Genomic DNA, 22,197 nt, shown 5'->3' on the forward strand with positions numbered 1-22,197 from the left:
GCGCACCGGGTGCGGGACGGGCGTGCCGAAGCCGGCGCACGGCCAGACCGCGACCGGGTCGCCCAAGCGGGCGATCCCGGCGCGGGGCACGGTGTCGAGCCCCGTGTCGAGTCCCGTGCCGGCGCCGTCACCGGCGGGCGGGGACGGCGCGTCCTCCGGTGGGACGCTCTGGGCGGCGTACGCGGGGTCGGTGTAGAAGCCGGGGTCGGTGATCACTGGAAGATCGGTCAACGTCGGGGCGGCAGGGGTCGGGGCGCTGTCGAACGGGGCGACCTTCTGGTCTTCCATGTGCCGTTGTACGCGGCGCGACCCGGGAACGTTCGACGGTCCCGCCGGCGACTTGCGGCGCCCCTCCCCCGGGCGCCGCGAGCGACCGCCTAGCCCGCCTGTTCCCGCAGGTAGGCGTCGCGGACGCGGCTGCGGCTGAGCTTGCCGGACGGGGTGCGCGGCAGCGACGCGCGGAACTCCACCCGGCGCGGGTGCTTGAGCCTGGCGAGCCGGGGCTCGCAGTGGGCGAGCAGCTCGGCGGCGAGGGCGTCGCCCGCGACGGCGCCGTCCGCGGGCTCGACGAGGGCGACGACGCGCTGCCCCCAGTCCTCGTCCGGGACGCCGATGACGGCGACGTCGCCGACGGCGGGATGCTGGAGCAGCACGGACTCGATCTCGGCCGGGTAGATGTTCACGCCGCCGGAGATGATGAGGTCGGTGCGGCGGTCGCTCATGTAGAGCCAGCCGTCCTCGTCGAGGTGGCCGAGGTCGCCGGGGGTGTAGAACTCGCCGCGCATGGTGGAGGCGGTCTTGCCGGGGTCGCGGTGGTACTCGAAGCCGGGCTGGCCGGCGGCGTAGATCAGGCCGGTCTCGCCGGGCGGCAGCTCCGCGCCCTCCGGGTCGAGGATCTTGATCCGCACGCCGTCGACGGCGCGGCCGACCGTGCCGGGGTGGGCGAGCCAGTCCTGCGGGGTGGCGACGACGACGGCGCCGCTCTCGGTGGAGCCGTAGTACTCGTAGAGGACGGGCCCCCACCAGTCCATCATCCGCTGCTTGGTCTCGACGGGGATCGGCGCGGCGCTGTGGTAGACCTGCCGCAGCGACGACAGGTCGTACCGGGCGCGGACGTCGTCGGGCAGGGCGAGCATGCGGTGGAACATGGTCGGCACCATGAAGGAGTTGGTGACGCCGTGCCGCTGGATCAGCTCCAGGGTCGGCTCGGGCCGGAACCGGGACGCGACGACGACGGCGTGCCCGAGGCTGAGCGCCATCATCGCGTGGACGCAGGGCGCCGAGTGGTAGAGCGGCCCGATCGCGAGGTGCACCTCGTCGCCCGGTTCGAGGCCGAGGTGGGTCATCAGCGTCGTGCGCATGACGTCGAAGAGCAGTTCCGGCGGGACGTCCGGCAGCGGGCGCCGCACGCCCTTGGGGCGCCCGGTCGTCCCGGACGTGTAGAGCATGATGGAGCCCATCCGGCGCTTGGCGGGCGGTGCGGCGCTGCCGGACGCGCACAGCCCGGCCATCGAGCGGTACCCCTCGGCCGGGTCGACGCTGATCCGCAGCTCGGCGGCGATCCCGGCCTCGTCGGCGGCTCCGGACACCACGGGCGTGAAGGCGCTCTCGGTCACGACGGCCCTGGCGCCGCAGTCGGCGAGGATGTAGCCGATCTCGGGGGCGGTCAGGTGGCGGCTCACCGGGACGATGTAGAGGCCGGACTGCATCGCCGCCAGGAGCACGGTGAGGAAGTCGGGCCGGTTGCCGAGGACGGTCGCGACGGCGTCGCCGGGCCGCAGGCCGAGCCCGTCCAGGGCGTTCGACAGCCGGTTCACCTCGGCGTGCAGCTCGCCGTAGGAGACGGGGACGCCGGGGGCCAGGATCGCCGGGCGGTCCGGGTCGTTGGTCGCGATCTCGTAGAAGCCGACGCCCTCGACGCCCATACGGCTCTCCTCTGCAGCGGGTGGGATGACCGGTGACCTTTCATCCCATATGACCCACCCGTGGGGCGGCGCGTCAAGATTGCGGACCGTCCGGAATCCGGGGCGGTCCGGGGCGCCGGCTCGGCCCGTCAGGCGGCTTCGAGGGCGGCGCGGGCCATGGTGTGCAGGAGGGCGCCCATCGCGTCGCGGTCGAGGCCGGCGGCGCTGCGCGGGGTGGAGTTCAGCAGGCCGAAGCAGGCGTGGACGGCGGCGCGCGTCCGCCCGTCGGGCAGGCCGGGGCGCAGCCGCCGCAGCACGGCCACCCATTCCTCCACGTAGGCGCGCTGCAGCCGGCGGACCTCGTGCCGCTGCGGCGCGGGGACGTTGTCGAGCTCGCGCTCGTGGACGGTGATCAGCGCGGGGTTGTCCAGCGCGAACGCGATGTGGAAGCGGAGCAGCGCGTCGAGGGCCCGGCCGGGGTCGGGGTCGGCGGCGCGGCGGACGCCCTCGGCGTGCAGCCGCTCGCTGATGTCGACGAGCATCTCGCCCAGGACCGCCTCCTTGCCGCTGAAGTGCCGGTAGAGGGCGGGGCCGGTGAGCCCGACGGCCCGTCCGACGTCGCCGATGGACGCTCCGTGGTAGCCGCGGGAGGCGAACAGCTCGGCCGCGGCGGCGAGGATCTCCGCGCGGCGCGGGTTCACCGCGGCGAGGGGCGTACCGGCGGCCGGGTCGCCGGGCGCCGGGTCGCCGGGCGCCGCGGCCGGGTAGGAGGTCATGGAGGAAGTCTAGACCAAGCTTGTTAATGAGCATTAACATCTCTAGCATCGGCGTTGTTAACGAGCATTAACAGGGAAGGGGACCATGACCGGACCCGAGATCGGCAGCCGCGCCGACGTGGCCGGCGAGGCGTTCAAGGCGAACGCCGCGCACAACGCCGCGCTGGCGGCGGAGCTGCGCGACCGCGTCGACCTGGCGGGGCGCGGCGGTCCCGAGCGGGCCCGCGAGCGGCACGTGGCGCGCGGCAAGCTGCTCCCCCGCGACCGGGTCGACACGCTGCTCGACCCCGGCTCGCCGTTCCTGGAGCTGTCGCCCCTCGCCGCGAACGGCATGTACGGCGACGAGGCGCCGGGCGCCGGGATCATCACCGGCGTCGGCCGGGTGTCCGGCCGCGAGTGCGTGATCGTCGCCAACGACGCCACCGTGAAGGGCGGGACGTACTACCCGATCACGGTCAAGAAGCATCTGCGCGCGCAGGAGGTGGCCCTGCACAACCGCCTCCCCTGCGTCTACCTGGTCGACTCCGGCGGCGCGTTCCTGCCCCGCCAGGACGAGGTGTTCCCCGACCGCGAGCACTTCGGCCGCATCTTCTACAACCAGGCGACCATGTCCGGGCGCGGCATCCCGCAGATCGCCGCGGTCATGGGCTCCTGCACGGCGGGCGGCGCCTACGTCCCGGCGATGAGCGACGAGGCGGTGATCGTCCGCGGCCAGGGCACGATCTTCCTCGGCGGCCCGCCGCTGGTGAAGGCCGCGACCGGCGAGATCGTGACGGCGGAGGAGCTGGGCGGCGGCGAGCTGCACTCCCGCACCTCCGGGGTGACCGACCACCTCGCCGAGGACGACGCGCACGCGCTGCGGATCGTCCGCGACATCGTCGGCACGCTCGGCCCGCGCGAGCCGCGCCCGTGGGACGCGGCGGCGCCGGAGGAGCCGGCGGTCGACCCGTCCGAGCTGTACGGTGTCGTCCCGCCCGATCCGCGCACCCCCTACGACGTGCGCGAGGTGATCGCGCGGATCGTGGACGGCAGCCGGTTCCAGGAGTTCAAGAAGGAGTACGGCACGACGCTGGTCACCGGGTTCGCGCGGATCCACGGGCACCCGGTCGGGATCGTCGCCAACAACGGCATCCTGTTCGGCGAGTCGGCGCAGAAGGGCGCGCACTTCATCGAGCTGTGCGACCGGCGCAGCGTCCCGCTGGTCTTCCTGCAGAACATCACCGGTTTCATGGTCGGCCGCGAGTACGAGGCGGGCGGCATCGCCAAGCACGGCGCGAAGATGGTCACGGCCGTGTCGTGCGCGCGCGTCCCGAAGTTCACGGTCGTCATCGGCGGCTCGTTCGGCGCGGGCAACTACGCGATGTGCGGCCGGGCGTACTCGCCGCGCTTCCTGTGGATGTGGCCGAACGCCCGCATCTCGGTGATGGGCGGGGAGCAGGCCGCGAGCGTGCTCGCGACGGTCCGCCGCGACCAGATGGACGCCCGCGGCGAGGAGTGGCCGGCCGACGACGAGGAGGCGTTCAAGGCGCCGATCCGCGACCAGTACGAGGCGCAGGGCAACCCGTACTACTCGACGGCCCGGCTGTGGGACGACGGGGTGATCGACCCGCTCGACACCCGCCGCGTCCTCGGCCTCGGGCTGTCCGCCGCCGCCAACGCACCGCTGGAGCCGGTCGGCTACGGCGTCTTCCGGATGTGAGGGGCCCAATGTCTTCCCGGCACGGAGCCACGGCGCCTTCCCGGCGCGGGGCATCGATGTTCGACAGCGTCCTGGTCGCCAACCGGGGCGAGATCGCCGTCCGCGTGTTCCGCACGCTGCGGCGGCTCGGGATCCGGTCGGTGGCCGTCCACACCGACGCCGACGCGCGCGCCCGGCACGTCCGCGAGGCCGACGAGGCGCTGCGCGTCCCCTCCTACCTGGACATCGACGCGGTCGTCGGCGCCGCCCGCGCGGCGGGCGCGGCGGCCGTCCACCCCGGGTACGGGTTCCTGGCGGAGAACACCGCGTTCGCGCGGGCCTGCGCGGACGCCGGCCTGGTGTTCATCGGGCCGCCCGCCGCCGCGATCGAGGCGATGGGCGACAAGATCCGCGCGAAGCGGACCGTCGCCGCGGCCGGCGTCCCGGTCGTCCCCGGCCGGGACGAGCCGGGCCTGTCGGACGCCGAGCTGGAGGCCGCCGCGCTGGAGGTCGGGCTTCCGGTGCTGCTCAAGCCGTCCGCGGGCGGCGGCGGCAAGGGCATGCGGCTGGTCCGGGACGCGGCGGACCTCCCGGACGCGATCGCGTCCGCCCGCCGCGAGGCGCGCGGCTCGTTCGGCGACGACACCCTGCTCGCCGAGCGGTTCGTGGAGAACCCCCGGCACATCGAGATCCAGGTGTTCGCCGACGCGCACGGCAACGCCGTCCACCTGGGCGAGCGCGAGTGCAGCCTGCAGCGCCGGCACCAGAAGATCGTCGAGGAGGCGCCGTCGCCGCTGCTGGACGAGGCGTCCCGCGCGCGGATGGGCGCCGCCGCCGTCGCCGCCGCGCAGGCGGTCGGCTACGTCGGCGCCGGGACGGTCGAGTACATCGTGTCCGCCGACCGCCCGGACGAGTTCTTCTTCATGGAGATGAACACCCGGCTGCAGGTCGAGCACCCCGTCACCGAGCTGGTCACCGGCCTGGACCTGGTCGAGCTCCAGCTCCGCGTCGCCGCCGGCGAGCCGCTGCCGTTCGCGCAGGAGGACGTGCGGCTGGACGGCCACGCGATCGAGGCGCGCGTCTACGCCGAGGACCCGGCGCGCGGCTTCCTGCCGACGGGCGGGACGGTCCTGGCGCTCGACGAGCCGGAGGGCGTCCGCGTCGACTCCGGCCTCGACGTCGGGACGGAGGTCGGCGGGTCCTACGACCCGATGCTGGCGAAGGTGATCGTGCACGGCGGCGACCGCACCGAGGCGCTGCACCGCCTCGACCGGGCGCTCGCCGGGTACACGCTGCTGGGCGTGCCGACGAACGTGGCGTTCCTGCGGGCGCTGCTGAAGCACCCGTCCGTCGCGTCCGGCGACCTCGACACCGGCCTGGTGGAGCGGGCGCTCGACGAGCTGACCGCGGACGGCGGCGCGCCGCCGGAGGTGCTCGCCGCCGCCGCGCTGGACCGGATGCTCGCGCTGGAGCCCGCCGACGGCGACCCGTGGGCGATCCCGGACGGCTGGCGCCCCGGCGCGCACGCCTGGACGCCGTGGATCATCACGCCGTCCGGCGGCGAGCCCGTCGAGGTCCGCGTGCAGGGGCGGGCCGCGGCCGCGCGGGTGGCCGTCGGGGACGGCGAGCCGGTGGACGCGTCGCTGACCGGTTCGACCCTCACCTACGGCGGCCGGACGGTCTCGTTCACCGCCGCCCGCGACGGGCGCACGCTCTGGCTCGGGCGCGACGGGCGCGCGTGGGCGCTCGCCGAGCACGTCAAGGCGGAGGGCGGCGCCGCGGCGGACGCGTCCGGCGACGGCGTCCTGCGCAGCCCGATGCCCGGCACCGTCCTGGCGGTCAAGGTCGGCGAGGGCGACCGGGTGGACGAGGGGCAGCCGCTCGTCGTCGTCGAGGCGATGAAGATGGAGCACACCGTCACCGCGCCGCGCGCCGGCGTCGTGGCGCAGCTGCCGGCCCGCGCGGGCGCCCAGGTCGCCCTGGACGCGGTGCTGGCCGTGATCGAGGAGGCATGATGGCGACACCGCTGCCGGGCCTGCCCGACCGCGTCACGATCTACGAGGTCGGGCCGCGGGACGGGCTGCAGAACGAGAAGGCGGTCGTCCCGGTCGAGGTGAAGTCGGAGTTCGTCACCCGGCTCGCGGGCGCGGGGCTCACCACGATCGAGACGACGAGCTTCGTCCATCCGAAGTGGGTGCCGCAGCTCGCCGACGCCGAGGAGCTGCTCGGCGTGCTCCCCCGGTCCGGCGACGTCCGGTACCCGGTGCTCGTCCCGAACGAGCGGGGCCTGGACCGGGCGCTCGCGAACGGCATCACCGAGATCGCGATCTTCGGGAGCGCGACCGAGACGTTCGCGCGCCGCAACCTCAACCGGACCGTGGACGAGTCGCTCGCGATGTTCGCGCCCGTCGTGGAACGCGCGCGCGCCGAGGGGCTGTGGGTGCGCGCCTATGTGTCGATGGCGTGCGGCGACCCGTGGGAGGGCGACGTCCCGATCGAGCAGGTCGTGTCCGTCGCGTCCCGGCTGATGGACCTCGGCTGCTCGCAGCTGAGCATCGGCGACACGATCGGCGTCGGCACGCCAGGCCACGTCACCGCGCTGATCGAGGCGCTGGCCGCGGCGGGCATCGGCACCGACCGGCTCGCCGTGCACTTCCACGACACCTACGGGCAGGCGCTCGCCAACACCCTCGCCGCGCTGCGCGCCGGCGTCACCGTCGTGGACGCGTCGGCGGGCGGCCTCGGCGGCTGCCCGTACGCCGAGAGCGCCACCGGCAACCTGCCCACCGAGGACCTCGTCTGGATGCTGAACGGGCTGGGCGTCGAGACGGGCGTCGACCTCGACGCGCTCGCCGCCACCAGCCGCTGGATGGCCGGGCGGCTCGGCCGCCCGAGCCCGTCCCGCGTCGTCCAGGCCCTGTCACCGAAATCGGAGTAACCCTGATGATCGACTTCAAGCTCAGCGACGAGCAGGAGGAACTGCGGCGCACCGTCGAGCGGTTCGCGCGCGAGACCGTGGCCCCGGTGATCGGCGACCTGTACGAGCGCGGCGAGTTCCCGTACGACATCGTCGCGGCGATGGGCAAGATGGGGCTGTTCGGGCTGCCGTTCCCCGAGGAGCACGGCGGCATGGGCGGCGACTACTTCGCGCTCTGCCTGGCGCTGGAGGAGCTGGCGCGGGTCGACTCGTCCGTGGCGATCACGCTGGAGGCGGGCGTCTCGCTCGGCGCGATGCCGATCTACCGGTTCGGGTCGGACGAGCAGAAGGCGCGCTGGCTGCCGATGCTGACGTCCGGTGAGAAGCTCGCCGGGTTCGGGCTGACCGAGCCGGGCGGCGGCTCCGACGTCCCGGGCGGGATGCGGACGACGGCCCGGCTGGACGGCGACTCGTGGGTGATCAACGGGTCGAAGGCGTTCATCACCAACTCCGGCACCGACATCACCGCGTTCGTGACCGTCACCGCGTTCACCGGCGACGGCGAGATCTCCACGATCATCGTGCCGAGCGGCACGCCCGGCTTCACGGTCGGCCGCAAGTACTCCAAGGTCGGCTGGTCGTCCTCGGACACCCGCGAGCTGTCGTTCGACGACGTCCGCGTCCCGGCGGAGAACCTCGTCGGCGAGCGCGGCCGGGGCTACGCGCAGTTCCTGCGGATCCTGGACGAGGGCCGGATCGCGATCGCCGCACTGTCGGTCGGCCTGGCGCAGGGCTGCGTGGACGAGTGCCTGCGCTACGCCGGCGAGCGGGAGGCGTTCGGCAAGGAGATCGGCCGCTACCAGGCGATGCAGTTCAAGATCGCCGACATGGAGGTCCGCGCGCACACGGCCCGCCTCGCGTACTACGCGGCGGCGGCGAAGATGCTGGCCGGGGAGCCGTTCAAGAAGGAGGCGGCGATCGCCAAGCTCGTCGCGTCCAACGCGGCGATGGACAACGCCCGCGACGCCACGCAGGTCTTCGGCGGGTACGGCTTCATGAACGAGTACGCCGTCGGCCGCTTCTACCGCGACGCGAAGATCCTGGAGGTCGGCGAGGGGACGTCCGAGGTCCAGCGCATGCTGATCGCCCGCGCCCTCGGCCTGCCCGCGTCCTGACGGCGTGTGCGGGAGGGGGCGCGGCCCTCTCCCGCGCCCGGGTCACTCGACGAGGCGGTCCAGGACGGCGAACGCCTTCAGGACCGTCTCGCGCTCCTCTTCGGTGCAGCGGTCCTGGAGGGCGCGGCTCAGCCATTCGTCGCGGGCCTGCCGGGAGCCCTCGACCCATTCGCGCCCGGCGTCGCTCGGCGTGACCAGCTGGCGGCGGCCGTCCTCGGGGTCGGGGTCGCGGCGGATGAGGCCGCGCTCCTCCAGGACGGCGATCGTGGCGGCCATGGACTGCGGGCGGACCCGCTCGGCCGCGGCGAGCGCGCTCGCGCTGGCCGCGCCGTCCTTGAGCAGCCGGCTCAGCACCGCCGTCTGCGACGGTGTGAGATCGTGGGCTCCGCCGATCTCGCGCAGCCTGCGGCGCAGCCGGCTGAACACGACCCGCACCTCCCGGGCGGCCCGGGCGGCCGAGGGGGAGATGGGCTCGACGCTGTCGCTCATGACCCCAGTGTAATTTATTCAGTCTGAACTGTCCAGTTCAAGCTGATCAAAACGGCTCCGCGACCGGGCGGCGAGGCCGGCCACCGCGGCGGCCGGCGCGGCCACCGCGACCAGCACGGACCCGGTCGCGGTCAGCGTCCCCAGCGTGCCGAAGACCGCCACGCCGAGCGCGGTGCCGGTCTGCCGGGCCGCGTTGAGCGCCCCCTGCCCCGTCGCCGCCAGCCGCAGCGGGACGGCCGCCGACATGTCGGCGATGCACGCCGGGATCGCCAGCGGGCTCCCGGTCCCGATCAGAACCTGGACGGCGAACACCGTCCACAGCGACGCCCCGCCTCCCGCGAGGACGAGCCCGCCCAGCACGTCCATCGCCATCCCCGCGAGCATCACCCGCCGCGCCCCGAACCGGACGACGAGCCGCCCCGTGACCATCGGCACGAACGCCACCGGGACGGTCATCGGCAGGAACGCCAGCCCCGTCTGCAACGGCGTCAGCCCGCGCGCGTCCACCATCCACTGGGTCAGCGTGAACAGCAGGCCGTAGTAGACGAGCTGCGACGCGACCGCGACGACCAGGTCCACGCGGACCCGGGGCAGCGCCATCAGCGCGGGCGGCAGGACCGGCGACGCCGCCCGCCGCTGCGTCGCCGGGAGAACGGCGACGGCGGCGAGCGCGGCGAGCAGCGCCACGGCGGGCGGGACCCGCAGCCAGCCGCTCGTCCCCGCGTCCACCAGCCCGAACGTCAGCGCGGTGAGCCCCGCGACAGACAGCAGCAACCCGGTCCGGTCGATCGGCCGCGCCGTCCCCGACCGGTGCCCGCTCAGCCCGCCCGACGCCGCGAGTGCCAGCCCCGCGACCGGGACGTTCACCAGGAACACCAGCCGCCATCCGGCGAGCGACACCAGCGCGCCGCCGAGCACCGGTCCCGCGACGATGCCGAGGCCGGTGATCGAGACGAGCGCGCCGATCCGGCGGGACCGCTCGTCCCGGTCCGGGTAGAGCGCGGCGAGCAGCGCCATCGACGCGGGCACCAGCCCGGCGGCGGGCACGCCGAGCAGCGCCCGGCCCGCGACCAGGAGGCCGGCGCCGGGCGCGGCCGCGCAGAGCAGCGCGACGGCGGCGAACGCGCCGAGCGCCGCCCGGTACACCCGGCGCGGGCCCCACCGGTCGGCGACCGAGCCGGACGCGAGCATCAGTCCGGCGAGCACCACCGTGTAGGCGTCCACCGCCCAGGGCAGTGCCGCCGCGGGCGCGTGCAGGTCGCGCCGCATGTCGGGCAGCGCCACGTTGAGGATCGTCGCGTCCATCGCGATCATGAAGTTGCCGGCCGCGATGCCGGCGAACCGGAGCGGGGCGCCCCGCCGGGCCGGCGGGCTGTCGAGGATCGTCATGGCCACGACCCTCGCCGTCCGGCCGCCCCGCCCGACAGGCCGTGGATCCGATGGGGCCATCGAGAAGTCCGATGGCATAATCCGGACGTGGATTCGCGCTACCTGCGGGCCTTCGTGGCCGTGGCGGAGACCGGGGGCATCTCCTCCGCCGCCGAGCGGCTCGGCTACGCCCAGTCGAGCCTCAGCATCCAGCTGCGCCGGCTGGAGGACGACCTCGGCGTCCGCGTCCTGGCCCGCACCAGCACCGGCACGGCCCTCACCGACGCGGGCCGCCGCCTGCTCCCCTACGCGGTGCAGTCGCTCGAACTGGAGGACCGGATGCGCCGCGCCGCGCGCGACGTGGCCCCGCGGCTGCGCGTCGGCGCCCTGGACTGCCTCGCCGACGAGTGGACGACCGACCTGCTCGCCGCCTTCCAGCACGGCGCCGCCGGCCCGGGCACCGCGCGCGAGGTGGACCTGGCGGTCGGCGACCGCGCGTTCCTCGCCGCCGGGCTCGAGGCCGGCCGTCTCGACCTCGTGTTCGTCTACGACAACGGCGCCCCCGCCACGGGCCCCCACGAGATCGTCGACGAGGACCGCGTCGTCCTGGTCGCCGCGCCCGAGCACCCCCTCGCCCAGGCGTCGCCGCTGGACCCGGCCGCGCTGATGACGGCGGAGTTCCTCATCGTCAACCCCGAGTGCACGTCCGAGATGCTGACCCGCCGCTACGGCCGCGCCCTCGGCCCGGGCACCCGCATCGGCATGGCCACCGGCTCCCTCGCCGCGCTGCGCCGGATGGCCGCGCTCGGCCGCGGCGTCGCGCTCGTCCCCGAGACGGCCGTCCGCGCCGAGCTCGACGCCGGCGACCTCGTCCGGCTCGATCCCGCCGTCGACGAGGTCACCGCCGTCCACATCGAGGCCCGGTGGCGTCCCGGCGCCGAGCCCCTGGTCCGCCCCCTGGTCGAGCTGGCCCGGCGGTCCGCCGGCCTGGTGCGCGGCGGGGCCGGTGCGGCTCGGGCGTCTTGACGGCGGCGGACCGCCGTCCGACGATTCGATCATGGCGACGGCAGAGGACGGCGCGGCAGAGGACGGGCGGCGCGCCGGGACGGGCCCCGGCGAGATCGCGGACGACGGGTCGGCGGTCGAGTTCTACGCCGCGCTCCCGCCGGACGTCGCGAGCGCCGCGCTCGTCCACACGACGATCCCGGCCGGCACGCCGATCCTGGAGCTGGGCGCGGGCGCCGGGCGGGTCACCCGCCCGCTGGTCGGGTTCGGCCATCCGGTGACGGCGGTGGACGGCTCCGCGGCGATGCTCGCCCGGATCGAGGGCGCGCGCACGGTGTGCTCGCCGATCCAGGACCTGGACCTGCCCGACCGGTTCGGCTGCGTCCTGCTGATGTCGTACCTGGTCAACTACGGCGACCGGGCGGCGCTCCTCGCGGCCTGCCGCCGCCACGTCCGGCCGGACGGCGTGGTCGTCGTCCAGCGCGACACGGGCAGGCACTGGCACGACGACGCGCCCCGGGAGTGGACGCACGACGGCGTCCGCTACCGGGTGGCGCACCTCGAACGGCCCGAGCCCGGGACGGTCGTCGCGACGCTCGAATACCGGATCGGCGAGCGGCGCTGGACGCACACCTTCACCAACCGGCACCTCGGCGACGAGGAGCTTCCCGCGGTGCTGGACGCGGCGGGCCTGCGCCTCGGCCACTTCCTGGACGACGACGGCGCCTGGTTCACCGCCCGCCCCCGCTGACCCGCGGCCCGGCCTGTCGGACCCGTGCGGCACATTGGTCCGCGAAAACGGCGGAGCCGGCGCATGCGGGAGGACCGATGGACGAGCGGACGTGGTGGACCCTGATCGAGGACGCGCGGGCCGAGGCCGGCGCGCACGCCGACGACCGCGACTCCCCCGACGACCCGCTGATCGACCTGGTGGCCGACCGGCTCGCGGAGCTGGACGGCCCCGGCATCGTCGCGTTCGACGCCATGCTGACGCGCGTCCTCGACTCGGCGTACCGGCGGCCGCTCTGGAACGCCGCCTACCTCATTGAGGGCGGCTGCGGCGACGACGGCTTCATGGACTTCCGCGCCGGGCTCGCACTGCTGGGACGCGACGTGTTCGCGCGCGCCGTCGACGACCCCGACACGCTGGCCGACGTTCCCACGGTGGTGCGGATGGCCCGGGAGGACGAAGGGTGGATCGGCGCGGAGGGCCTGCACTACGCGGCGCGCAGCACCTACGAGCGCGTCATGGGAGAGACCGAGTCGTTCGACGCGGCGATGGAGTCGGCCGTGCGCTCGATGCGGCGGCCCGAGCGGCCCGCGGGCGAGAACTGGAACGTCGAGAACGACGCCGAGACCCGGCTGCACCTGCCCCGGCTGGCCGCCTTGTTCCTCTGAGCGGTTGTCACCATGAGCTTGACAGCTAATGGCATTAGCCTTAGCTTGTAGCTAACGCCATTAGCCAAGCAGGAGGGCACCAGGCCATGAGCACCGCCACCGCTCCGACCGTCCGCAAGGGTTCCGCCGCGCTCGTGGCCCGCCGCACCGCCTGGGGCGCGAACGCGCTGTTCTGGACCGCGTTCGCCGTCCTAGAAGGCGTCAACCACGGCTGGCTCGCCGCGCTCCTCGCGGTCGCGTTCTTCATCGCGCCCGACCTCACCTTCCTGGCCGGGATCCGGGACGCGCACACCGTCGAGCGCGGGCAGCTCCCGGCACGCGCCGTCCCGTACTACAACACCGCGCACCGCGCGCTGGTCCCGCTCGCGCTCATGGCCCTCTACACGGTCGGCCCGTTCGCGTGGGCTCCGATCTTCGCCGGGCTCTGCGGCTGGATGGCCCACATCTCGTTCGACCGCGCCCTCGGCTACGGCCTGCGCACCAAGGACGGCTTCCAGCGCCACTGACCCCCTCCTCCGACCCGAAGGCGGGCGCCGCTACGATCGCGGACGGCGTGAACTGACGCGAGGTGCCCCTCGGGGAGAATCGGGAAGCCGGTGCGAATCCGGCACGGGCCCGCCGCGGTGACCGGGGAGCCGCCGCCCACGCGCGCACGCGCGGCCACTGGCCGTCAGGCCGGGAAGGCGGGCGGTGAGGCGTCGATCCGGGAGTCCGAAGACCGGCCTCGCTCCACCGGCCGCCCGCCCTGGGCGGCCCGACCGCAGCGGGAGCCTGCCCATGAACCTGTACGACGTCATCCACCGCCGCCGCGACGTGCGCGCCGAGTTCACCGGCGCGCCGATCCCGGACGGCGTCCTCGACCGCATCCTCACCGCCGCGCACGCCGCCCCCAGCGTCGGCCTCTCCCAGCCCTGGGACTTCGTGCTGGTCCGCGACCCGGACGTCCGCCGCGCGTTCCACGACCACGTCCGGTCCGAGCGCGACGCGTTCGCCGCCACCCTCACCGGCGACGCCGCCGCCCGCTTCGCCCGCATCAAGATCGACGGGGTGCTCGAATCCACCGTGTCGATCGTGGTCACCTACGACGCCGAGCGCGGCGGCCCCGCCGTCCTCGGCCGGCACGCGATCGCCGACGCCGGCCTGTACTCCGTCTGCCTGGCCGTCCAGAACCTCTGGCTGGCGGCGACGGCGGAGGGACTGGGCGTCGGCTGGGTGTCGTTCTACCGCGAGCCCTACCTGCAGGAACTCCTCGGCATCCCGGCGAGCGTCCGGCCGGTCGCCTGGCTGTGCGTCGGGCCGGTCACGCACCTGGAGACCGTCCCCGACCTCGAACGGCACGGCTGGCGGCACCGCCGCCCCCTCCACGCGGCCGTCCACCACGACCGCTGGTGAGCACGGCACCCGAATAATCAGGTGCGCCGCCCCGCCCCTGGCGTGATCATGCCTGCATGGACCCCGTACGCATCAGGCGCATGTCGCGGGACGACCTCGTCGCGACCGAGCGCGCGGCGGCGGTGACGTTCCTCGAAGGCGACCGCCTCAGCCGGCGGGTGGGCGAACCGGACCCGGAACCGCCGACGGAGGAGCAGTCCCGCCGCCTGATCGACCGCCTGGGCCACTTCCTGACCGTCGACCCGGACGGCTGCTGGCTCGCCGAAGAGGGCCGGGACGTCGTGGGCTTCGCCGTCTCCCAGAACCGCGAACGGCTCTGGTACCTGGCGACCTACGGCGTCCTGCCCGGCCGGCAGGGGAAGGGCATCGGCAAGCGCCTGATGGACGCCGTGCTCCGGCACGCCGGCGACCGCCCAGGGCTGTTCTCCTCGACGGTGCATCCGGCGGCGACGCGCCGCTACCGGCTGGCGGGCTTCACCCTGCACCCGCAGATGCGGATGGTCGGCACCGTCGACCGGTCCACGCTGCCCGCCGTCCGCGGCCTGCGGGACGGGCGGAGCGACGACCTGGAGTGGATGGACCGGCTGGACACCGCCGTCCGCGGCGCGGGCCACGGCCCCGACCACGTCCACATGCTGGAGACGCTGCGGCTGGTCGTCTCCGACGCGCCCGGCCGGCGCGGCTACGTCTACATCGACGAGGCCGCGGGACGTCCCGCACTGCTGGCCGCCGACCGTCCCGAGACCGCCGAGAGCCTGCTGTGGGAGGCGCTCGCCGCCGCGCGCGGGGACACCCTCGTCAACTGCATCACCACCGGCAACCACTGGGCGGTGGACGTCGGCCTCGCCGCCCGCCTCGACATCGGCCAGGAGGGCTACATCGCCGTCCGCGGCATGCCCGCCCCCGCCCCCTACCTGGCGAGCGGCCACTACCTGTGACCGACCGTCCTGCCGCGAGAAGGGGTGGGACGCCTCCGGGCAATCAAGGACGTGACCCCCCTCCACGCCTCCAGAAGGGTCCCGCATGACCCTTCCCCCAGCGCCACGGGACGAGCCGTGACGGGCGCCCCCTCCGAAACGGGCGCCCCGGCGGAGCCGGAGCCGTCGGACGCCGACGTCATCGCCGCCGCGCGGCGCGACCCCGAACGGTTCGCGGATCTCTTCGACCGGCACTACCGGGACATCCACCGCTACGTGGACCGGCGGCTCGGCGCGGACGCCGCGGACGACATCGCGGCCGAGACGTTCCTGATCGCCTTCCGCCGCCGCGCCGTGTTCGACCCGGCGCACACCTCGGCGCGCCCGTGGCTGTACGGCATCGCGACCCGGCTGATCAGCCGCCACCGCCGCGACGAGCTGCGCCGCTACAAGGCGATGGCCCGGATGCGCACCGCCGACGTCGTCGAGAGCCACGAGAGCAGCGTGACCTCGGCGGTGGACGCCGCGAGCTTCGGCCTGAGCCCGGCCCTCGCACGGCTGCGGCACGGCGACCGCGACGTCCTGCTCCTCGTGGCGCTGGCCGAACTCAGCTACCCGGAGGTCGCCGAAGCCCTCGGAATCGCCTACGGGACGGTCTGCTCGCGGCTGAGCCGCGCCCGCAAACAGGTCCGCGCGGCACTGCGCGCATCGGGACACGACGAGGAGGACGACCGTGGATGATCTGACCCTCATCAGCCGGATGCACACCGCCGAGCGCCCCCCGTCCCCCGAGACCGCGCACGCGGCCCGCCGCCGCCTCCTGGCCGAGGCCGCCGCCCCCCGCCGCCGCCTCGCACGGCTCTTCCAGCCGAAGCGGAGGGCGGCGCTGGTCGCGGCGGCCACCGCATGCGCGCTCGCCGCCGCCTCATGGACGGCATACCGAGGGGAGACGCGGCCCCTCTACCATCCGGAACCGCTGGCCGAGCAGAACGGACCCGCGTCCACGTTCCTGCTCGCCGCTGCGGACGCCAGCACACGGCACGCCTCCGACGGGCGCCTGTGGTACGTCCACCGCGTGGTAGGCAAGTCGGTGGTGGTTCCGTCCACCCGTCATCACGGCGCCCACTACACCGTGCAGACCACCAAGGACGCCTACATCCTCAGCGCCAAGTCGGCGAAGGACTTCGGCTCGCTCCCCGGCGGCGACCTGGAGGCGCCGACCAGTCTGAGCTGGGACGGCGAGAAGGTCGCGGTCCGGCCTGCGACGCCCGCCGACGGCAAGGCCTGGAAGGCGGACGGGCGACCCGACGCGGCGCAGCTCGGCATCAGGGACCTGGACGACGAGGTCGGCAGCCCGTTCCTGCAGGAGGGCGCCGAACTCGACTTCGGCGTCGACGCCGCGCGCCGGCTCCCCGCCAACCCGTCCAAGCTGCGCGCATGGCTCCTGAACTACGCGACGAAGTTCGACCATCGGCGCCTGCGCGCCCCGGACCTCTACCTCTTCCTGAACGCCCCCTCCCTGCTCGCCGACCGCGCGGTCACCGACCGGGTCCGGATCGCCACGTACCGGATGCTCGCCGGACTCCGCGACGTCAAGACGATCAACGGCACCGACGCCGCCGGACACCCGGGACGAGGCGTCGCGATGAGGCAGACCACCCGCGACTACGGCACGATCGAGTGGCAGTTGCTCATCGACCCCGAGACCGGACGGCTCACCGCCAGCCAGGGCATCGTGGTGACCCCCGGTCCGAAGAACGCGGGCCTGCGGCCGGGCACCCGCCAGTTCTTCGAGATCGTCAAGGCGGCCGAGTGGACCAACGCCCCCCGCGACAGCCTCCTGCCCAAGTGGATCCTCAACCTGAACCGGCGCCCCGCGACCAACTGACCCCCTCCGGCCGCCCATGTTGACGGTCGAGCAGGGGAAAGGGGCGGATGCTTCGCGCATCCGCCTCTAGGCGCCCGCGTCAGCGAGTGAGGTCGAGGGAACCGGCTTTGACGTCGGCGAGCAGGGACGCCCACCCGGACGCCGCGACGGTCAGCACCGCCCCGTCCGGATCCCGCGAGTCCCGCACCGCCACCCGCCGGTGCCGCCCCCAAGAGCCGCACTTGGAGATCTCGCGCAGTTCGCGATCAGCCCCGAGCACGACGATGCCACTGCCAACGCCGATGCGGCCTTATCGATCATTGATGTGGCGGGAGTCATTAGGCTGACACCGGTGACCACCGAACGCCCAGATGTGCCGCTGATCGCCGACGAACGTGCCCTGCTCCGCGCCAACCTCGACTACCACCGCGCCACCCTCGCATGGAAATGCGACGACCTGAGCGACGACGACCTGCGCGTGCAAGCGTCGAAACCCTCAGCGCTCTCGCTGCTCGGGCTGGTCCGTCACATGGCCGAGGTCGAACGCACCTGGTTCCGCAAGACCGTGAACGGCGAGCGCCACCTGCCCAACGTCTGGTCCCACGCCGACGACTACCAGACCGCCTACGACCCCACCGGCTGCACCCGCGAAGAAGCCTTCACCGCCTGGCGAACCGAAGTCGAGCACTCCCGCCGCATCGAGCACGCCGCCCCGTCGCTGGATCTGGTCGTCCACCAGCCCCGCTGGAACGAGAACGTCTCGCTCCGCTTCGTCATGCTGCACATGATCCACGAGTACGCACGACACAACGGCCACGCCGACCTCATCCGCGAAGCCATCGACGGCACCGTCGGCGCTTGAGGCCCTTCTCACCCCCGGCTGGCACACCATCTCGCCGTTCGTTGGAAAGCGGCTCTTCGTGACGGCCGTGCGTGCTAGCGGTGGTACTACGGCGGGGTTGGATGTTCTTGTACGGGTGTGGACGTACGGGAAGCCGCGGGGGCCGGTCAGGGACCCTGTACCGACAAGGCCTACTCCAGCCGGCCCGCCGCGCCCATCTCCGCCGGCGGGGCATCAAGGCGATCGCCTCCAGCAAGATCTGGCTTCGCGACCTCACCCAGGATCCCGCCGGACACGACCTAGGTGCCCGCGTCAGCGAGCTAGGTCGAGGGAACCGGCCTTGACGTCGGCGAGCAGGGACGCCCACCCGGACGGCGCGACGGCCAGCACCGCCCCGTCCGGATCCTTGGAGTCCCGCACCGCCACCCGACGCTCCCCCGCCGCCACCTCGACGCACTGTCCACTGCCGCTGCTGCGGCTGCTCTTCCGCCAGGCAGGAGCGGCCTCGACACACTCTGAGCCTCCACTCCCACTGTGGCTACTCTTGCGCCATGCGGCAGCAACCTCGACACACTCTGACCCGCCACCGCCGCTGTGGCTACTCTTCCGCCAAGAGGAGAACAAAAAATCCTTGCTGGTCATGGTGCTGACACTAGCCGCTCGATCATCGCTATGGAGTCTGATGGCGCAAGCGCGGCGGCTCGCAGATGGTCAAAGACCACATCGTGATAGCGGATATCCGCAAGATCTTCTAGATACCACCCTGCGGTCTGGTTCTCGACAAGAACAACAGACAAATCCTCAGTCGCCAGGGTAGTAAACGAACCGTTGTGACCAGGATGCGCTCCCGCAGTGAACGGAAGTAGTTGCAAGGTCACGTTCGACAAGGCTGCCATATCTAGCAGACGTTGAAGCTGTCGACGCATCACTTCCACACCCCCGAACTGCTGGTAGAGCGCCGCCTCGCTGAGGATGGCCCAGAGACGGAGAGGTGCATCACGGTAGAGGATCTGCTGACGTCGCATACGCAGCTCAGTGAGCCCCTCGACGTCATGGGGATCGCCCATAGAAATCGTGGATCCAATGACTGCACGGGCATAGTCTTCAGTCTGCAGGAGCCCGGGAATTAGATGGAGCTGGAAAGTCCTGCTAGACGTAGCCTCTGCCTCAATCGAGATGTAATCCAGCATTGAAGGGGCTATTTTCCCCTCGTAGCGGAGCCACCAGCCCTTCTTGCCGGAGTCTCGGGCGAGGTCGAAGAGGTACTGGCGCTCGTCGGGGTCGGTGAGTTCGTAGCGGTCGAGCATGTGCTCCAGGGCGGGGCGGCGGATGCCGCGTTTGCCGGTTTCGAGCTTGCTGAGCGAGGACGGGGTGCGGTTGAGCAGGCGGGCGGCCTTCTGGAGGGTGAGCCCTCGCTCCTCACGGATGGCGCGAAGGCGCTGGCCGAGCTTGCGGCTTCGCATGGTCGGGCGCTGCGCGTTCTCCATGGAGTAATCATGCCTTGACTTTGCGTGACGCTGAAGGTTTCCAACGAAGGCGGCAACAGTGCCTCGGTCAAAAGTGACTGAGTCACTGTTGCCCGAGGACCTGCGGACGAGGACGGCGAACGCATCGTTCGGCGGCGGACGTCCGGCTCATTCTTTTCGGCGACAGCGATGCGAAGGGAGTGGGCGATGACTGCGCCGGCCATGAGGTTCGACGCGCTTCTGTTGCCGGGGATGGACCGGGCGGTGGGGCACGCGCGGCGCTGGCTGCGCGACGTGCTGGGCCTGGAGCATCCGTGCCTGGACGACGCGGCGCTCTGCATGAGCGAGCTGCTGACGAACGCGCTGCGCTACACCGAGTCGGGACGGGACGGCCAGATCCGCGTGGAGGTGACCTACTCGGCGCGGACCGTCCGGATGGAGGTGATCGACGACGGGCGGGCGGCGACCGTCCCGCACGTCGCCGAGGCGGCCGAGCTGGACGTCACCGGCCGCGGCCTGCTGATCGTCGCGTCCATCGCAAAAGCGTGGGGCATGGAACCGCGCGCCGAGGGCCACGCCGTCTGGTTCGAGCTCCGGTAGCCGCGGATCAAGACGCCGCCGGCGTGGCGTCGGTCAGCGGCTTCGGCGGATAGGCGCGGAGCACGAGTGACGTGGTGACGGGGCCGTACCGGGCCAGCGCGTCGACGACTTCTTCGAGCCGTCCCGCCTGCGGGCAGTGGACGTCGAAGATGAGGCAGTCTTCCCCGGTGACCCTGAGGACGGAGGTGATCTCGGACGTCCGGGAGGCGAAGTCCAGGGCGGGTGAGAGCCGGGCGTGCGTGGTGCGCAGCCGGACGACCGCGTGGATGTTCAGGCCGAGGGCTTCCGGGTCGACCAAGGCCCGGTAGCCGGTGATGACGCCGCTCTTCTCCAGCCGCTGGATGCGCGCGCTGGCCGCCGGCTGCGAGAGCCCGACGCGGCGTCCCACCTCCGCGCCGGTCAGCCGACCGTCGGCCTGGAGCAGGGCGAGGATGTCACGGTCTATCCGGTCGAGTGATTCCATTGTCGTCCGCACCATCTTCTTTGAGATCACTTGCAACACGGCCGCCGCCCCGATGCATCCACCAGAATCCGCGTCAAGCGCCCTCATGATCGCAGGGGGCGACGAGTGAAACGGTGGTGGGCAGTGACCGCGTACATCATCATCCCGGGCATCGACGGCTCGGACGGCCGGCACTGGCAGACCCTGTGGGAGCGGGAGTGGGGCGCCTCGGCGGCGAGGATCGCCCCCGCCTCCTGGTCCGCCCCCGACCTGGACGACTGGGTCGGCGCTGTGCAGCAGGCGTACGACAACGCTTCGCGGGAGGACGGCCAGGTCGTGTTGATAGGCCACAGTCTGGGCTGCTGGGCGGCGTCCGCCTGGCTGCTCAAGAATCCCTCAAGCCCGGTAGGCGGCGCGTTCCTGGTCGCGCCGCCCGACCCAGCGGGCCCGGCGTTCCCACGCCAGGCGGCCTCGACGTTCACCGACGTGTCAGCGCAGCCGTTGCCGTGCCCGGCCCTGGTGGTGGGCAGCGCCGACGACCCGTACTGCACTCCCGAGACGGCCGCCGCATTCGCGGCGCGCTGGGAGGCACGATTTCATCTGGTGGGCACATGCGGACACATCAACTCCGCCAGCGACCTGGGCTCCTGGCAGCACGGCCGCGAACTCCTGAACTCGCTGACCCGGCACTGATCGCCCACCACAGGTCGCGGTGCTGTCAGGGCTGGACGGCCTCTGCCAGGCGGTTCGCCATCGTCGTCTCCACGGACGGCCACTCGGCGGCGATCACGGAGAACACGGCGGTGTCGCGCAACTCGCCTTCCTCACCGGCCACCCATGACTCCGAGTAACTGCGCAGGACGCCCTCGAAATGCGCGCCGAGCCGCTCGATCGCCCGCCGCGACCGCTCGTTCCGCGCATCCGTCTTCAGCTCCACGCGGGCCACGCCCAGCGTCTCGAACGCGTAGCCGAACAGGAGCTTCTTCGCCTCGACGTTGATGCCGGTGCCCTGCGCGGACGCCGCCAGCCACGTCCACCCGATCTCGACCGCGCACAACCGGTCCCGGCCAGGCCACGGCTGCGGATGCAACAGCGCGGTGTGCCCGACCGCCCTCCCGTCCGCCACCCTGACCTGCGCGAAGGCCATGAGTTCAGGACGGTCGAGCTTGTCGGAGACGTACGCCTCCATGCCGGCCGCGGAGGGCACCGGAGTGAACCCGTACGACGACCTGTTCTCCTCGGCGGCCTCCGCGAGCTCGGACACATGCCGCATCGACAGCGGCTCCAGCCGAACCACCGTCCCGTCCAGCACCGGCACGCGCCCGGGAAACCCGCTCGCCGTCACCTTGCGACGGTCCCCGCCAGCCGGTTCGTCATGGCCGTCTTCACCGACGGCCACTCCGACTCGACCACCGAGAACATCGCCGAGTCGCGCAGCGTGCCCTCCTCGCCCGGCGCCCACGACGGCGACCAGCTCCGCAGGACGCCCTCGAAGTGCACGCCGAGCCGCTCGATCGCCCGCCGCGACCGCTCGTTCCGCGCATCCGTCTTGAGATCGACGCGCGCCACGCCCAGCGTCTCGAAGGCGTAAGTGAGCAGCAGCTTCTTCGCCTCGACGTTGATGCCGGTGCCCTGGGCGGACGCGGCCAGCCACGTCCAGCCGATCTCGATCGCGCACAGCCGGTCCGTGCCGGGCCACGTCCGCGGATCCCAGAGGCCGGTGTGCCCGACCGCCTTCCCGTCCGCGAGCCTGACCTGCGCGAACGGCGTCAGCCCGGGCCGCGCGAGCTGCCCGGCGACATAGGACTCCATGTCCGCCGCCCCGGGCACCAGCGTGAACCCGTACGACGACCGGTTCTCCTCGGCGGCCTCCGCCAGCTGCGGCACATGCTCCAACGACAGCGGCTCCAGCCGGACGAGCGTCCCGGCCAGCACAGGAACATCAAGGCGTACGCCCATGAG

26 protein-coding genes and 1 riboswitch are annotated in these 22,197 nt (G+C 72.9%); of the genes, 15 read left to right on the forward strand and 11 right to left on the reverse strand.

Features of this window, described 5'->3' with window-relative positions; all coding sequences use genetic code 11:
- The 3 genes from ABZ914_RS12550 to ABZ914_RS12560 form a co-directional block, all read right to left on the reverse strand.
- A partial coding sequence (locus ABZ914_RS12550; RefSeq protein ID WP_500193078.1) for a hypothetical protein occupies positions 1–288 on the reverse strand: 288 nt, incomplete at its 3' end.
- 89 nt (positions 289–377) lie between these two features.
- Positions 378–1,925, reverse strand: a complete 1,548-nt coding sequence (locus ABZ914_RS12555; protein WP_500193079.1) for an AMP-binding protein — start codon at positions 1,923–1,925, stop codon at positions 378–380.
- Positions 1,926–2,053: 128 nt separating this feature from the next.
- Positions 2,054–2,680: a TetR/AcrR family transcriptional regulator gene (locus ABZ914_RS12560; RefSeq protein ID WP_500193080.1), complete on the reverse strand. Its 627-nt coding sequence runs from the start codon at positions 2,678–2,680 to the stop codon at positions 2,054–2,056.
- A gap of 85 nt (positions 2,681–2,765) precedes the next feature.
- Here ABZ914_RS12560 and ABZ914_RS12565 point away from each other — a divergent pair, with 85 nt between their 5' ends.
- From ABZ914_RS12565 to ABZ914_RS12580, 4 genes are read left to right on the forward strand one after another with little or no spacing between them, the layout of a single operon-like run.
- Positions 2,766–4,379: a carboxyl transferase domain-containing protein gene (locus ABZ914_RS12565; protein ID WP_500193081.1), complete on the forward strand. Its 1,614-nt coding sequence runs from the start codon at positions 2,766–2,768 to the stop codon at positions 4,377–4,379.
- A gap of 56 nt (positions 4,380–4,435) precedes the next feature.
- Positions 4,436–6,373: an acetyl/propionyl/methylcrotonyl-CoA carboxylase subunit alpha gene (locus tag ABZ914_RS12570; RefSeq protein ID WP_500193082.1), complete on the forward strand. Its 1,938-nt coding sequence runs from the start codon at positions 4,436–4,438 to the stop codon at positions 6,371–6,373.
- Positions 6,370–7,296, forward strand: coding sequence for a hydroxymethylglutaryl-CoA lyase (locus ABZ914_RS12575; RefSeq protein WP_500193083.1), 927 nt, complete (start codon positions 6,370–6,372; stop codon positions 7,294–7,296). The genes ABZ914_RS12570 and ABZ914_RS12575 overlap by 4 nt, the downstream gene beginning before the upstream one ends.
- Positions 7,297–7,301: 5 nt before the next feature.
- Positions 7,302–8,450 (forward strand): acyl-CoA dehydrogenase family protein, encoded by a 1,149-nt coding sequence (locus ABZ914_RS12580; protein WP_190858745.1) that lies wholly within the window; start codon positions 7,302–7,304, stop codon positions 8,448–8,450.
- A 42-nt stretch (positions 8,451–8,492) separates the two neighbouring features.
- Here the strand turns inward: ABZ914_RS12580 and ABZ914_RS12585 are convergent, their stop codons facing one another.
- Both ABZ914_RS12585 and ABZ914_RS12590 read right to left on the reverse strand, forming a co-directional pair.
- The gene (locus ABZ914_RS12585) at positions 8,493–8,939 is read right to left on the reverse strand and encodes a MarR family winged helix-turn-helix transcriptional regulator (protein ID WP_500193084.1); all 447 of its coding nucleotides are present in this window, start codon (positions 8,937–8,939) and stop codon (positions 8,493–8,495) included.
- Between the two features lie 18 nt (positions 8,940–8,957).
- Complete coding sequence (locus ABZ914_RS12590) at positions 8,958–10,328, reverse strand: MFS transporter (protein ID WP_500193085.1); 1,371 nt, start codon at positions 10,326–10,328, stop codon at positions 8,958–8,960.
- A gap of 87 nt (positions 10,329–10,415) precedes the next feature.
- Between ABZ914_RS12590 and ABZ914_RS12595 the strand changes: the two genes are divergently transcribed.
- From ABZ914_RS12595 to ABZ914_RS12630, 8 genes are all read left to right on the forward strand, one after another.
- Positions 10,416–11,333, forward strand: a complete 918-nt coding sequence (locus ABZ914_RS12595) for a LysR family transcriptional regulator (RefSeq protein ID WP_500193086.1) — start codon at positions 10,416–10,418, stop codon at positions 11,331–11,333.
- Positions 11,334–11,364: 31 nt separating this feature from the next.
- The gene (locus ABZ914_RS12600) at positions 11,365–12,063 is read left to right on the forward strand and encodes a class I SAM-dependent methyltransferase (RefSeq protein ID WP_500193087.1); all 699 of its coding nucleotides are present in this window, start codon (positions 11,365–11,367) and stop codon (positions 12,061–12,063) included.
- A gap of 77 nt (positions 12,064–12,140) precedes the next feature.
- On the forward strand, positions 12,141–12,710 hold the full coding sequence (locus tag ABZ914_RS12605) for a DUF4240 domain-containing protein (RefSeq protein ID WP_500193088.1): 570 nt from the start codon (positions 12,141–12,143) through the stop codon (positions 12,708–12,710).
- A gap of 86 nt (positions 12,711–12,796) precedes the next feature.
- Positions 12,797–13,216, forward strand: coding sequence for a DUF4260 family protein (locus ABZ914_RS12610; protein WP_500193089.1), 420 nt, complete (start codon positions 12,797–12,799; stop codon positions 13,214–13,216).
- Positions 13,217–13,269: 53 nt separating this feature from the next.
- Positions 13,270–13,442: riboswitch (cobalamin riboswitch) on the forward strand.
- Positions 13,443–13,487: 45 nt separating this feature from the next.
- Positions 13,488–14,102: a 5,6-dimethylbenzimidazole synthase gene (gene bluB, locus ABZ914_RS12615; protein WP_500193090.1), complete on the forward strand. Its 615-nt coding sequence runs from the start codon at positions 13,488–13,490 to the stop codon at positions 14,100–14,102.
- Between the two features lie 56 nt (positions 14,103–14,158).
- Positions 14,159–15,040, forward strand: a complete 882-nt coding sequence (locus tag ABZ914_RS12620; protein ID WP_500193091.1) for a GNAT family N-acetyltransferase — start codon at positions 14,159–14,161, stop codon at positions 15,038–15,040.
- 117 nt (positions 15,041–15,157) lie between these two features.
- A complete protein-coding gene (locus ABZ914_RS12625) occupies positions 15,158–15,760 on the forward strand; it encodes a sigma-70 family RNA polymerase sigma factor (RefSeq protein WP_190858724.1) in 603 nt (200 codons plus the stop codon).
- Complete coding sequence (locus ABZ914_RS12630) at positions 15,753–16,907, forward strand: hypothetical protein (RefSeq protein WP_500193092.1); 1,155 nt, start codon at positions 15,753–15,755, stop codon at positions 16,905–16,907. Before ABZ914_RS12625 ends, ABZ914_RS12630 begins: the two co-directional genes overlap by 8 nt.
- A gap of 79 nt (positions 16,908–16,986) precedes the next feature.
- On the opposite strand, the gene ABZ914_RS12635 is transcribed toward ABZ914_RS12630, so the two are convergent.
- Positions 16,987–17,166 carry a DUF397 domain-containing protein gene (locus ABZ914_RS12635; protein WP_500193093.1) on the reverse strand — a complete coding sequence of 60 codons (180 nt, stop codon included), beginning with the start codon at positions 17,164–17,166 and terminating at the stop codon, positions 16,987–16,989.
- A gap of 72 nt (positions 17,167–17,238) precedes the next feature.
- On the opposite strand from ABZ914_RS12635, the gene ABZ914_RS12640 reads away from it, so the two are divergent.
- Positions 17,239–17,748: a DinB family protein gene (locus ABZ914_RS12640; RefSeq protein ID WP_500193094.1), complete on the forward strand. Its 510-nt coding sequence runs from the start codon at positions 17,239–17,241 to the stop codon at positions 17,746–17,748.
- A gap of 291 nt (positions 17,749–18,039) precedes the next feature.
- Here the strand turns inward: ABZ914_RS12640 and ABZ914_RS12645 are convergent, their stop codons facing one another.
- Positions 18,040–18,369: a DUF397 domain-containing protein gene (locus ABZ914_RS12645; protein WP_500193095.1), complete on the reverse strand. Its 330-nt coding sequence runs from the start codon at positions 18,367–18,369 to the stop codon at positions 18,040–18,042.
- Complete coding sequence (locus ABZ914_RS12650) at positions 18,366–19,214, reverse strand: helix-turn-helix domain-containing protein (protein WP_500193096.1); 849 nt, start codon at positions 19,212–19,214, stop codon at positions 18,366–18,368. Before ABZ914_RS12650 ends, ABZ914_RS12645 begins: the two co-directional genes overlap by 4 nt.
- 186 nt (positions 19,215–19,400) lie before the next feature.
- On the opposite strand from ABZ914_RS12650, the gene ABZ914_RS12655 reads away from it, so the two are divergent.
- Positions 19,401–19,793: an ATP-binding protein gene (locus tag ABZ914_RS12655; protein ID WP_500193097.1), complete on the forward strand. Its 393-nt coding sequence runs from the start codon at positions 19,401–19,403 to the stop codon at positions 19,791–19,793.
- Positions 19,794–19,800: 7 nt separating this feature from the next.
- Here the strand turns inward: ABZ914_RS12655 and ABZ914_RS12660 are convergent, their stop codons facing one another.
- A complete protein-coding gene (locus ABZ914_RS12660; RefSeq protein WP_433137633.1) occupies positions 19,801–20,256 on the reverse strand; it encodes an Lrp/AsnC family transcriptional regulator in 456 nt (151 codons plus the stop codon).
- Positions 20,257–20,379: 123 nt separating this feature from the next.
- Between ABZ914_RS12660 and ABZ914_RS12665 the strand changes: the two genes are divergently transcribed.
- Entirely contained in the window at positions 20,380–20,928 is a 549-nt protein-coding gene (locus tag ABZ914_RS12665) for an RBBP9/YdeN family alpha/beta hydrolase (RefSeq protein WP_500193098.1), read from the forward strand.
- 25 nt (positions 20,929–20,953) lie between these two features.
- On the opposite strand, the gene ABZ914_RS12670 is transcribed toward ABZ914_RS12665, so the two are convergent.
- Together ABZ914_RS12670 and ABZ914_RS12675 are read right to left on the reverse strand one after the other, a co-directional pair.
- Positions 20,954–21,580, reverse strand: coding sequence for a GNAT family N-acetyltransferase (locus ABZ914_RS12670; protein ID WP_500193099.1), 627 nt, complete (start codon positions 21,578–21,580; stop codon positions 20,954–20,956).
- Positions 21,577–22,194, reverse strand: a complete 618-nt coding sequence (locus tag ABZ914_RS12675; RefSeq protein WP_500193100.1) for a GNAT family N-acetyltransferase — start codon at positions 22,192–22,194, stop codon at positions 21,577–21,579. The genes ABZ914_RS12670 and ABZ914_RS12675 overlap by 4 nt, the downstream gene beginning before the upstream one ends.
- Between the last annotated feature and the right edge of the window lie 3 nt (positions 22,195–22,197).

Source organism: Spirillospora sp. NPDC046719 (assembly GCF_040645715.1).
In the GTDB taxonomy this organism is placed as follows: Bacteria; Actinomycetota; Actinomycetes; order Streptosporangiales; family Streptosporangiaceae; genus Spirillospora.

What these genes read in the sequence shown, in the direction of transcription:
- ABZ914_RS12605 (WP_500193088.1), top strand. Translation starts at nt 12,141, where the DNA reads ATGGACGAGCGGACGTGGTGGACCCTGATCGAGGACGCGCGGGCCGAG.
- ABZ914_RS12555 (WP_500193079.1), bottom strand. Translation starts at nt 1,925, where the DNA reads ATGGGCGTCGAGGGCGTCGGCTTCTACGAGATCGCGACCAACGACCCG.
- ABZ914_RS12585 (WP_500193084.1), bottom strand. Translation starts at nt 8,939, where the DNA reads ATGAGCGACAGCGTCGAGCCCATCTCCCCCTCGGCCGCCCGGGCCGCC.
- ABZ914_RS12580 (WP_190858745.1), top strand. Translation starts at nt 7,302, where the DNA reads ATGATCGACTTCAAGCTCAGCGACGAGCAGGAGGAACTGCGGCGCACC.
- bluB (WP_500193090.1), top strand. Translation starts at nt 13,488, where the DNA reads ATGAACCTGTACGACGTCATCCACCGCCGCCGCGACGTGCGCGCCGAG.
- ABZ914_RS12590 (WP_500193085.1), bottom strand. Translation starts at nt 10,328, where the DNA reads ATGACGATCCTCGACAGCCCGCCGGCCCGGCGGGGCGCCCCGCTCCGG.
- ABZ914_RS12565 (WP_500193081.1), top strand. Translation starts at nt 2,766, where the DNA reads ATGACCGGACCCGAGATCGGCAGCCGCGCCGACGTGGCCGGCGAGGCG.
- ABZ914_RS12570 (WP_500193082.1), top strand. Translation starts at nt 4,436, where the DNA reads ATGTTCGACAGCGTCCTGGTCGCCAACCGGGGCGAGATCGCCGTCCGC.
- ABZ914_RS12620 (WP_500193091.1), top strand. Translation starts at nt 14,159, where the DNA reads ATGGACCCCGTACGCATCAGGCGCATGTCGCGGGACGACCTCGTCGCG.
- ABZ914_RS12575 (WP_500193083.1), top strand. Translation starts at nt 6,370, where the DNA reads ATGATGGCGACACCGCTGCCGGGCCTGCCCGACCGCGTCACGATCTAC.
- ABZ914_RS12610 (WP_500193089.1), top strand. Translation starts at nt 12,797, where the DNA reads ATGAGCACCGCCACCGCTCCGACCGTCCGCAAGGGTTCCGCCGCGCTC.
- ABZ914_RS12650 (WP_500193096.1), bottom strand. Translation starts at nt 19,214, where the DNA reads ATGGAGAACGCGCAGCGCCCGACCATGCGAAGCCGCAAGCTCGGCCAG.
- ABZ914_RS12560 (WP_500193080.1), bottom strand. Translation starts at nt 2,680, where the DNA reads ATGACCTCCTACCCGGCCGCGGCGCCCGGCGACCCGGCGCCCGGCGAC.
- ABZ914_RS12655 (WP_500193097.1), top strand. Translation starts at nt 19,401, where the DNA reads ATGACTGCGCCGGCCATGAGGTTCGACGCGCTTCTGTTGCCGGGGATG.
- ABZ914_RS12660 (WP_433137633.1), bottom strand. Translation starts at nt 20,256, where the DNA reads ATGGAATCACTCGACCGGATAGACCGTGACATCCTCGCCCTGCTCCAG.
- ABZ914_RS12675 (WP_500193100.1), bottom strand. Translation starts at nt 22,194, where the DNA reads ATGGGCGTACGCCTTGATGTTCCTGTGCTGGCCGGGACGCTCGTCCGG.
- ABZ914_RS12645 (WP_500193095.1), bottom strand. Translation starts at nt 18,369, where the DNA reads ATGACCAGCAAGGATTTTTTGTTCTCCTCTTGGCGGAAGAGTAGCCAC.
- ABZ914_RS12600 (WP_500193087.1), top strand. Translation starts at nt 11,365, where the DNA reads ATGGCGACGGCAGAGGACGGCGCGGCAGAGGACGGGCGGCGCGCCGGG.